Below are 10,662 nucleotides of genomic sequence, written 5' to 3'. Positions count from 1 at the left end.
TCAGAAGCTTAAAGACGGAGTGGGTACCAGCAACTGGATACATGACTCAAAGTGAAGCAAGACGAGATCTCAGTTTTTATCTTATGAATTATTATAACTGGCGCAGGCCGCATCAATTTAATAACGGTATGCCACCTGCTCAGGCAGAGAATCAACCTAATTTACTGTCCGGAATTAGTTGACCACTACACATCCCCCCTTACAAATTGAGAATTTCGTACTTCTTTCACCTAAGGCAATTCGGGTTCCTTCCCCTTACTAAGGGGAAGGTTAGGATGGGGTTAGGAAGTTCTAATCCCTAAAAACAAAAAGCCCGTTACTGATATCAGTAACGGGCTTTTAAGTTCTTCAAAGCTAAGCGATTAACCAAGGGACTTGTCCTGCCCACTCAATAAAAGCAATCTTAAGCTCGTTCTTTCACATAAGGTTTACCAATCGCTTTTGGTCCTACCGCCTTACCAATAAAGCCTGCTAGTAATAGCACTGTTAATACATATGGTAGAACCTCGATTGCCTGAACAGGGACTTCACCAATACCAGGTAAAGATACGCCTTGTAGGCGCACCGCCAAGGCATCAAGGAAACCAAACAGCAAACAGGCAAGCAACACAGGGATTGGTCGCCACTTACCAAAGATCAAAGCAGCCAAGGCCATATAGCCTTTACCGGCACTCATATCTTTTAAGAATCCTGCATTGTGTGCTGTGGATAAGTACGCGCCAGCAATACCACATAAGACACCACAGATAATCACGGCACGGTAACGCACCAGCGCCACCGAAATACCCGCAGTATCCACGGCATGTGGATTCTCACCCACCGCACGCAGACGCAAACCAAAGCGTGTTTTGAATACTGCCCAATAAGTCACCGGCACCATAGCGAAAGCAAGGTAAACTAGAATGTTATGCCCACTTAATAACTCTGAGTAGATCAAACCGATAACAGGCACATCCGCTAGTTGATCCGCGAAGGGCAAGGTAATAGGTGTAAAGCGTGCAGCGCCAGTCAAAGAAGGCGTTTGCCCACCTTGGTCAAACCAGTCCAAACCCAAGGTCACCGTTAGCCCTGCGACAATGGTATTAATGGCCACGCCAGAAACGATGTGATCACCGCGATGGGTAATACAAGCAAAACCATGAATCAGCGCCAAACTTACTGACGCTGCAATCGCGAACAAGAGTCCAATCCAAGCTGAACCAAATACCGCCGCAGCAGCCGCCGCAGCAAAAGCGCCGCCGAGCATTTTGCCTTCAAGGCCGATATCTACAATACCAGAGCGCTCTGAAAACAGACCTGCTAGTGCCGCTAAGATTAACGGGGTCGATACGCGCAAGGTCGCATCGAGAATCAGTATTAGTGTTTCAAACATACCGCACTCCTATGCTGCCGCTCGGCGTAAAAACAAACCTTCGATTTTGCCTTTGAACATATTTTCCAGCGCGCCGGAAAATAGGATTACAAGACCTTGAATCACCACTACGATTTCAGGGGTAATGGTTGGAATCTCGAACGCCAATTCCGCGCCACCTTGGTACAAGGCACCAAATAGCATGGCTGCCAAGACAATCCCTATTGGATGGTTGCGCCCCATAAGGGCCACAGCGATACCGGCAAAGCCATACCCTGCGGTGAAGTTCAGCAGCAAGTTATGATTCACGCCCATAATCTCGTTCACACCCACAAGACCCGCTAGTCCGCCCGAGATCAACATCACCCAAATGGTCACTTTGGCATTATCTATACCTGCGTATTGTGCCGCGGTTGGGTTTGTACCCACCGTGCGCAGCTGGTAGCCCCAGCTGGTATGCCAAACTAGCCCCCAATAGAAGACGCAACATAAAAGCGCCAAGACAAAGGCAAGGTTTAGCGGTGAGTCGCCAATTTCAAATCCAAATGGAGCAAAGAGATCATGCAAATAAGGTAGCCATGCGCTTTCTTCAAAGGTACGGCTAATCGGTGACATCACACCTTCTGCTTTTAACCAATTCACCATTAGGTAAACCATTAAAGAAGAAGCGATAAAGTTGAACATAATGGTGGTGATCACTATGTGACTGCCACGGCGCGCTTGTAAATACGCAGGAATATACGCCCACGCAGCACCAAACAAAGCGCCACCTATAATGGCTAACGGTGCAATCACCAATAAAGGTAAGGAGCTATCAAACCAGAGGCAGACTAATCCGACGCCCAGACCACCAATATAGGCCTGCCCTTCCCCACCAATATTGAACAGCCCTGCTTTAAAGGCGACCGATACCGCCAGCCCCGTAAAAATCAAATTGGTCGCGTAATACAGCGTGTAGCCAATGCCTTCATCGTAACCAAAGGCACCGTAGATTAAGTAGCCAGCAGCCTCGATCGGATCTTCACCAATGGCCAGAAACACCAAGCCGGATACTAAGAAGGCCAACAGAATGTTCAATAGCGGAATTAACCCCACATTCACCCAAACAGGAACTTTCGCCTGACTCATGCCTGTGCTCCTTGTCCTTCATTCCACGCATTGGCCATCATCAGGCCTAAGGTACGCTCATTCGCATCACTGGCGGTGACTTCACCCACGACAGCACCATCAAACATCACAATAATTCGATCACTCAACGCCATGATTTCATCCAACTCTACGGAGACTAAGAGAATCGCTTTCCCCGCATCGCGTAGTTTCACGATTTGCTCGTGAATATTTTCGATGGCACCAATGTCCACACCACGGGTTGGCTGGCCAATTAACAGCACATCGGGGTTTTGCTCCACTTCTCGGGCGATAACAATTTTCTGCTGATTACCGCCAGAGAAGTTAGCCGTTTTCAAATGAGGGTTTGGCGGACGAACGTCCCATGCGGCCATGCGCTCATTACATTCATCGAGCATGGCTTTACGATCCATCAATAGCTTGCCGTTATAAGCGTCAGAATCATGGTACCCCAGTACCGCCGCTTCATAGGCTTCAAAACCAGTGACCAAGCCCATCTTATGGCGATCTTCTGGTACATGAGCCATTTTCAAATCCCGCATTTGCGCGGCATTTTTTGGTGCACTTGCGCTGATGATTTGGCCAGCAAATTGAATCTCGCCTGATGACATAGGCGTAATGCCTGAGAGCACATTTAACAGCTCACTCTGACCATTACCCGAGACACCGGCAATACCAAGAATCTCACCCGCTTTCAGCTCAAGGGACACCTTTTTCAGGCGTTCTACACCTTGGCCATCGAAGAAAGACAGGTCCTTCGCAGACAACACCGTTTGCTGTGGCTGAGCTTCGTCTTTATTCACTTTCAGGCGCACTTTCTTACCGACCATCAGCTCGGCCAATTCTTCTTTATCGGTTTGCGCTGTCTCACGGTGCGCCACCATCTCACCTTGGCGCATCACCGAGACATTGTCCGTAGAAGCTAATATTTCACGCAGTTTGTGGGTAATCAGAATGACCGTCACCCCCTGCTCTTTCAGGGATTTTAAAATGCGGAAAAGGTGATCGGCTTCTTGTGGTGTGAGGACACCAGTGGGCTCATCCAAAATTAGAATTTTGGCACCGCGGTATAAGGCTTTTAAAATTTCAACGCGCTGCTGCAAGCCGACAGGCAGATCTTCGACAATTGCCTCAACGTCCACATCAAGACTGTATTCTTGCTCAAGGCGTTTTAACTCTTTGCGTGCCGCGGCAATGCCTTGCTTTAATAGCGCGCCCCCCTCGGCTCCCAACATGACGTTTTCTAGCACCGAGAAGTTTTCCACCAACATAAAATGCTGGTGCACCATGCCAATGCCGGCATGGATGGCATCTTCAGAACTACGGATCGACACCTGCTGACCATCAATTGAGATGGCGCCAGAGTCCGCTTCGTAGAAGCCATAGATGATGCTCATTAGAGTGGATTTTCCAGCACCGTTCTCACCGATGATGCCGTGAATGGTACCCGCGGGAACCTGCAAGTCGATATTCTTATTCGCCTGCACCGTACCGAAGCGTTTCGAAATCCCTTCTAACTCAATCGAGTATGGATGTGTTTGTTGAGTCATATTTCTTTCTATGCAAAGTTTTAAGCAAAAAAAAGCAGCTGCCCACCATCAAAGATAGTGAACAGCTGCTTTTTTAGCGATTAATAGTTACAAGAGCTATCCGACATATAGTCATGTACGCTGATTTCACCACTGATGATCTTGGCTTTCACGTCGTCCATTTTCGCTTTCATCTCTGCGGTGATCAGCGCTTTGTTATCATCATCCAGCGCCCAATCCACACCGCCATCAGATAGACCAAGGATTTCTAGACCAGGCTGCCAAGTTCCGGTATTGGCTTCTTCAAATACTTTGTAAGCCGCTGCATCGACGCGTTTTACCATCGACGTTAGCATAGTGCCTGGATGAATATGGTTCTGGTTAGAGTCGACACCGATCGCTAATTTACCTTCGTCTTTTGCCGCTTGGTAAACACCGATACCGGTACCACCAGCTGCCGCAAACACCACATCGGCGCCTTTCGAGAATTGGCTCTTCGCTAGCTCAGAGCCCTTGGTTGGGTCATTGAACGCCGCACCAGTTGAGCCAGTCATATTTTGAATCACTGTGGCATTCGGCGTGATAAATTTAACGCCTTGCTCGTAACCACAACCGAACTTACGAATCAGCGGTATATCCATCCCACCGATGAAGCCAACCGTATCCGTTTCAGACGCCATGGCCGCCAAGGCACCCACAAGGAAAGAACCTTCATGCTCTTTGAACACAATCGATTGCACGTTTGGCAAATCAATCACCGCATCAATCAGGGTGAACTGCACCTCAGGAAAATCTTGCGCCACTTTTTGTACCGCAGACATCATGGTGAAACCAACGGCAACAATGGGAGAGTAGCCACGCTTGGCCAAACGACGTAGGTTTTGCTCCACCTGAGCTTCGTTTTTCGGCTCGGATTCGCGAATTTTAATGCCCGTGTCTTCCGTAAATTGGGTAATGCCGTTGTACACACCTTCGTTAAACGACTTATCAAACTTACCCGCTTGGTCGTACACCACAGCAGGTTTAATGTCCGCAGCGTAGGCTGAGGATGCGGCAATGGCCAGCGCAGCCGCCGACGCAAGAAAGACACCTTTCATCAATAATTCCCCTTTGAATACTGTTCGCCACCAGCTTAAAGAGATAAAACTGGCTAATCGGTCAAAAATAAACTGATTACAGTTTGAGCGCAATGGCGGCGTGCACATTTACACCATTATTCGCGTTTGCGTTCAGGTCGATAGGATTTGAAAGGTTTAAAAATAGACGTAAACAGAGCATTTCAGCGAATCTTATCGACAAAATGCTCTGTCCCTGTTGAGCGGCTTACTTCTGACAATGTGCACAGTAAACCGTACTGCGCTGACCTTGACGAATCTCTTTAAGGGGGGCTTGGCAGGTGACACAAGGCTGATCTGCTCGACCATAGACTTTTAGCTCTTGCTTAAAGTAGCCAGGCTTACCTTCACCACTGACAAAGTCTTTTAGGGTCGTGCCCCCTTGGGCGATGGCGGCCGCCAAAACCGCTTTGATGCACTCCACAAAGACGGCTAAGCGCGCTTTGCTGATATTGCCTGCGGCACGGGTTGGGCGAATGCCGGCCATAAACAGCGCTTCGTTGGCGTAAATATTGCCGACACCCACCACAATTTTACTGTCCATAATGAATTGCTTGATCGCTTGCTTACGACCTTTGGCTTTTTCATATAGGTAGTCCACATTAAAGCCATCGGTGAGTGGCTCAGGGCCTAGATGGGAAATCAGCTCATGCAACTGCCAATCCCCTTCTTGCCAGAGCATGGCACCGAAACGACGCGGGTCGGTGTAGCGCAATACCTTATCCACACCAGCAAAGTGGATGTCCACGTGGTCGTGGAACATTGGCGGTGTTTCGGGCGCCACAAAATATAAACTGCCGGACATACCTAAGTGGATAATCAAGGTGCCAGCGTCCGTTTGTACGCCGATGTATTTACCGCGGCGGGTCACATGCCGGATCACCTGACCAGGTAACTTATGCGCCACATCATCTGGAATCGGCCAACGCAGCTTAGGCTGGCGAATCTCTATGCGTTCAATGGTTTGATTTAAGATATGCGGCGCTATGCCATTTTTGGTGGTCTCGACCTCGGGTAATTCCGGCATACTTTCCTCAGATTCTCAGTGATTAGCGTCTTTAGGATACAAAAAAACCGGCACTAGGCCGGCTTTTTCGTTTACAAGAAAGCAAAAATTATTTGATTTTTGCTTCTTTGTACATCACGTGCTTACGAACAACTGGATCAAACTTTTTCATTTCCAGTTTGTCTGGAGTGTTACGTTTGTTCTTGTCAGTTGTGTAGAAGTGACCAGTACCTGCAGAAGATACCATGCGGATTAGATCGCGAGCGCCTTTAGAAGCCATGATTCAGATTCCTTATACTTTTTCGCCACGGGCACGCATTTCAGTAAGAACTGAATCGATGCCTTTTTTATCGATGATACGCATACCTTTAGAAGATACACGAAGACGAACGTAACGGCTTTCACTTTCTACCCAAAAACGGTGCCAGTGAAGGTTAGGAAGAAAGCGACGCTTAGTGTGACGCTTTGAGTGAGAAACGTTGTTACCTGTAATAGGACGCTTCCCAGTAACTTGACATACGCGAGACATAATTAAATACCTTATGCTATCCGAAGATTATTGGAAGTTTGCACTTCCTCAGGCGGAGCGTGGGTCACTCTGGAACACTTTGCAGTGAACGCGGGGGCCACAAAATCCCGTACCGAGGATATAGCGGCGCGAATTCTCCCACAGTCCCCTGTAAACAGCAAATGATTTGTTAAAAAATTGATCAATTATATCCTCACGCGAAGCTTTCCAGCATTCAATTTACTTGCGCCTGTCTCGTCTCGTCCCTCGACACCGACGCGTCTGCGTAAATCAAATATCTGGAAAACTTTTCATCAAGGAATTTAGACTAAACCTCGCTCTGCCAACGACAAGGGCCGACTATCCCCTACGATAAAATGATCCAGCAAGCGCACATCTATGAGATCTAACGCTTTGCGGATGCGTTCGGTGATATTGATATCCGCTTGGCTTGGCTCAGATACGCCCGAGGGATGATTGTGAGCCAAGATCACCGCTGCGGCATTATGAGTCAACGCGGCTTTGACCACTTCTCTTGGGTACACGGCGGCACTGTCGATGGTGCCCATAAAGAGTTCTTGGTAACGAATCAGTCGATGTTGCGAGTCTAAGAACAACACCGCGAAGATTTCCCGTTGCGAATGACGTAACTGGGTCGATAAATAGGTACGCACGGCTTCGGCGCTATTAAAGATGGTATCGCGGGTCAGTTGCTCCTGTAGATGCCGCTTGGACATTTCTAACACGGCTTGCAGTTGCGTGTATTTGGCATCGCCCAGCCCAAAACCTTGGCAAAACTCTTCCCGCGAAGCAGATAGCAAAGCTCGCAGGCCGCCAAATTGATGTAACACTCGGCGGGCTAATTCCACCGCACTGATGCCTTGGGTCCCGGTTCTTAGAAAAATCGCCAGTAACTCTGCATCACTTAAGGCATGAGCTCCTTGATGCATTAATTTTTCCCGTGGGCGTTCGGCCTCGGGCCACTGTTTTATGCTCATAATAGTCACCTCCTTGTGGTACTCTTTGCGCATTCTAGTCGCTAATATGCTGACACTTCCTGTGCTTCATCATGTTCAGCGTTGTCTGCCACTTTGAGATAAGAAACGAATGATGTCCAGTCTTGCGAACAAACAGATTCTCGTGGGGATTACCGGTGGTATCGCCGCTTATAAAACCATTGAATTGATCCGTCTGCTCACCAAAGCCGGGGCCGAGGTTCAAGTGGTATTAACAGAAGGCGCCAAAGCCTTTGTCACCGAGATGACTTTACAGGCGATTTCAGGACACCCGGTGCGCAGCACACTATTAGACCCTAGCGCAGAATTGGGCATGGGCCATATCGAGCTGGCGAAGTGGGCCGATCTAATCGTGGTCGCCCCCGCTTCGGCAGATTTTATGGCACGTTACAGCCAAGGCATGGCCAATGACTTGCTGACAACGCTTTGCTTAGCCACGGATGCCGAGGTACTGCTCGCGCCCGCAATGAATCAAGCTATGTGGCGCCATCCAGCAACACAAGCCAATGCCGAGTTGTTAGCGCAACGCGGTGTATTACTCCATGGTCCAGCCTCTGGCATTCAAGCCTGTGGCGATATGGGCCCTGGTCGCATGGAAGAGCCAGACAGCATTTTTGCCCGTATCCAACAAGCCCTAATGCCTGCGATACAAGACTTAGTGGGTCAGCATTGGGTCATTACCGCAGGTCCAACGATGGAAGCCATCGACCCAGTACGCTATATCAGCAATCATAGCTCTGGCAAAATGGGCTATGCCCTCGCCGCCGCCGCACAAGCACGCGGTGCGAAAGTCACCCTAGTGAGCGGCCCCACCAATTTGGATGCCCCACAAGGTGTGCAGCGTCTTGCCATTAAAAGCGCTGAAGACATGCTAGCCGCTTGCCGTGATGCCATGGCCACGCCTGCCGATGTGTTTATCGGTGCCGCCGCCGTGGCCGACTTTCGTATGAAAGACATCGCGGCACAGAAAATGAAGAAAACCGGCGACAGCGATGAAATGCAATTAACGCTGGTGAAAAACCCAGATGTGATTGCGACGCTGAGCCAAGAGAATGCCGCAAAATGTATGGTCGGCTTTGCCGCGGAAACCCAAGATGTAATTGCTTACGCGAAAAGTAAACTGCAGCGCAAAGGTTTAGACCTGATCATCGCCAACGATGTCTCGCGCACGGACATTGGTTTTAACAACGATGAAAACCAAGTCACTGTGCTATCCAAAGACCAACAATGGACTCCGCCAAAAGAGGCCAAAGCAGCCCTAGCCGTTGAGCTGGTCGAGCTGATTACTCAATACCAATCCACACAGTCATGAGTGAAACAATGAAACACCCTATTCAACTGAAAATCCTAAGCCCCAAAATCGGTAACGAACTGCCTTTGCCAGCGTACGCCACAGAAGGCTCTGCAGGCCTTGATCTACGTGCCTGTCTAGACGAAGCCATCGTGCTGGAGCCAGGCCAAACGACTTTGCTACCGACGGGTCTTGCGATTTACATCGAAGATCCTAATCTAGCGGCAACGATCCTGCCACGCTCAGGTTTGGGCCATAAACACGGCATCGTACTGGGTAATTTAGTGGGCTTGATCGATTCGGACTACCAAGGTGAGCTAATGGTCTCTTGCTGGAACCGTGGCCAAACGACCTTCACTATTGAACCAGGCGAGCGTGTGGCTCAGCTAGTACTACTGCCAGTGGTACAAGCTGAATTCAACATCGTTGAGGACTTCGCTGCCAGCGATCGTGGCGTCGGCGGCTTTGGCTCAACCGGCACCAAATAAAAGCGTTTTATAGCGAGATAGTTGAATCCATTTCAACTATCTCGCCCTTCTTTTTGAAGCAGTTCATGCATCCCCTGTTTGGTAAATAAAGATCGTTGCAAATGGTCAGTTTATCGTCAATTTTCATTATTTTTTTCTAGAGAGTCGCCGCGGTTCACGTTATTATTTTCTCCCATAAGTGGTCGCTTACACTCGCTGTAATGATTCTGCTACATACCTTAAGTAGAATTTCGCGAGCAAGACTTTGCGCCCGCTTCACTTTCTTCTTTGACCTTGTCAAAAGAGCTCTTTGAATAACAATAGGAGTGTTTCCATCGTGGCCTATACACGTGAATCAGCATTAGATGTTGCTCAGGTATTGAGTGAATCCCTACCCTACATCCAGCGTTTTGCTGGCAAGACGCTAGTGATCAAGTACGGCGGCAACGCTATGACAGACGAAGCGCTTCAAGCTGGGTTTGCGCGTGATATCGTGTTAATGAAAGCGATCGGCATCAACCCTATCGTGGTTCACGGCGGTGGCCCTCAAATCGGCGACATGCTGGCCAAACTAAGCATCGAATCGAAATTCATCAATGGTATGCGTGTCACGGACACAGCCACCATGGATGTCGTGGAAATGGTGCTAGGTGGCCAAGTCAACAAAGACATTGTCAACCTAATCAGCCGTGCCGGTGGCAAAGCGATTGGTCTAACCGGTAAAGACAGCGGTTTCATCAAAGCGAAGAAACTGTTTGTGAAACACCAAGCCGAAGGCATGAGTGCCCCTGAGCAAGTCGACATCGGTCATGTGGGTGAAGTGGCCAGCATTGATACAAGCGTTTTGAAAGTATTGGAAAACAGTGACCTGATCCCAGTGATTGCACCGATCGGTATCGATGACGAAGGCAATGCCTACAACATCAACGCCGACCTTGTCGCGGGTAAAGTAGCGGAAGCCGTGGGCGCGGAAAAACTGATGCTATTGACCAACATCTCTGGCGTGCAAGACAAGCAAGGCAAGGTGCTAACCGGCCTAAGCACGGCACAAGTGGATAACTTGATCGCTGACGGCACTATCTACGGTGGTATGCTGCCAAAAATCAGCTGTGCCCTTTCTGCAGTGAACTCAGGTGTGACCAGTGCACATATCATTGACGGTCGAGTGCCACACGCTACCCTGCTAGAAATCTTTACCGATACTGGCGTAGGTACTCTGATTACCAACCAGAACAAAGACGCTTAGCTCGC

The 10,662-nt window shown here is 49.1% G+C and carries 11 protein-coding genes and 1 pseudogene; 4 read left to right on the top strand and 8 right to left on the bottom strand.

Annotated elements, in window-relative coordinates; translation table 11 throughout:
• Positions 1-182, top strand: a pseudogene (locus tag MAQ5080_RS17270) (IS3 family transposase); the annotation flags it as partial.
• A 221-nt stretch (positions 183-403) separates the two neighbouring features.
• On the opposite strand, the gene MAQ5080_RS11895 reads toward MAQ5080_RS17270, so the two are convergent.
• The 8 genes from MAQ5080_RS11895 to radC all read right to left on the bottom strand — a co-directional run bounded on the left by MAQ5080_RS11895 (position 404) and on the right by radC (position 7,635).
• A complete protein-coding gene (locus MAQ5080_RS11895) occupies positions 404-1,372 on the bottom strand; it encodes an ABC transporter permease (RefSeq protein ID WP_067210514.1) in 969 nt (322 codons plus the stop codon).
• A gap of 9 nt (positions 1,373-1,381) precedes the next feature.
• Positions 1,382-2,479, bottom strand: a complete 1,098-nt coding sequence (locus tag MAQ5080_RS11890) for an ABC transporter permease (RefSeq protein WP_067210512.1) — start codon at positions 2,477-2,479, stop codon at positions 1,382-1,384.
• A complete protein-coding gene (locus MAQ5080_RS11885) occupies positions 2,476-4,029 on the bottom strand; it encodes an ABC transporter ATP-binding protein (protein WP_067210509.1) in 1,554 nt (517 codons plus the stop codon). Before MAQ5080_RS11885 ends, MAQ5080_RS11890 begins: the two co-directional genes overlap by 4 nt.
• Positions 4,030-4,109: 80 nt before the next feature.
• The gene (locus tag MAQ5080_RS11880; protein WP_197464612.1) at positions 4,110-5,105 is read right to left on the bottom strand and encodes a BMP family lipoprotein; all 996 of its coding nucleotides are present in this window, start codon (positions 5,103-5,105) and stop codon (positions 4,110-4,112) included.
• A 226-nt stretch (positions 5,106-5,331) separates the two neighbouring features.
• A complete protein-coding gene (gene mutM / locus MAQ5080_RS11875; protein ID WP_067210504.1) occupies positions 5,332-6,150 on the bottom strand; it encodes a bifunctional DNA-formamidopyrimidine glycosylase/DNA-(apurinic or apyrimidinic site) lyase in 819 nt (272 codons plus the stop codon).
• 88 nt (positions 6,151-6,238) lie between these two features.
• On the bottom strand, positions 6,239-6,409 hold the full coding sequence (gene rpmG, locus MAQ5080_RS11870) for a 50S ribosomal protein L33 (RefSeq protein ID WP_011978459.1): 171 nt from the start codon (positions 6,407-6,409) through the stop codon (positions 6,239-6,241).
• 12 nt (positions 6,410-6,421) lie between these two features.
• The gene (rpmB, locus tag MAQ5080_RS11865; RefSeq protein WP_055463997.1) at positions 6,422-6,658 is read right to left on the bottom strand and encodes a 50S ribosomal protein L28; all 237 of its coding nucleotides are present in this window, start codon (positions 6,656-6,658) and stop codon (positions 6,422-6,424) included.
• A 302-nt stretch (positions 6,659-6,960) separates the two neighbouring features.
• A complete protein-coding gene (radC, locus tag MAQ5080_RS11860) occupies positions 6,961-7,635 on the bottom strand; it encodes a RadC family protein (protein ID WP_067210501.1) in 675 nt (224 codons plus the stop codon).
• Between the two features lie 112 nt (positions 7,636-7,747).
• Between radC and coaBC the strand changes: the two genes are divergently transcribed.
• From coaBC to argB, 3 genes are all read left to right on the top strand, one after another.
• Positions 7,748-8,965, top strand: a complete 1,218-nt coding sequence (gene coaBC / locus MAQ5080_RS11855; protein WP_067210498.1) for a bifunctional phosphopantothenoylcysteine decarboxylase/phosphopantothenate--cysteine ligase CoaBC — start codon at positions 7,748-7,750, stop codon at positions 8,963-8,965.
• An 8-nt stretch (positions 8,966-8,973) separates the two neighbouring features.
• Positions 8,974-9,432, top strand: coding sequence for a dUTP diphosphatase (gene dut / locus MAQ5080_RS11850; RefSeq protein ID WP_067210495.1), 459 nt, complete (start codon positions 8,974-8,976; stop codon positions 9,430-9,432).
• 316 nt (positions 9,433-9,748) lie between these two features.
• Positions 9,749-10,657 carry an acetylglutamate kinase gene (argB, locus tag MAQ5080_RS11845; protein ID WP_067210492.1) on the top strand — a complete coding sequence of 303 codons (909 nt, stop codon included), beginning with the start codon at positions 9,749-9,751 and terminating at the stop codon, positions 10,655-10,657.
• The last annotated feature ends 5 nt before the right edge of the window (positions 10,658-10,662 follow it).

Source organism: Marinomonas aquimarina (assembly GCF_900089755.1).
GTDB classification, from domain to species: Bacteria; Pseudomonadota; Gammaproteobacteria; order Pseudomonadales; family Marinomonadaceae; genus Marinomonas; species Marinomonas aquimarina.
This window is presented reverse-complemented; position numbering and strand designations above follow the sequence as displayed.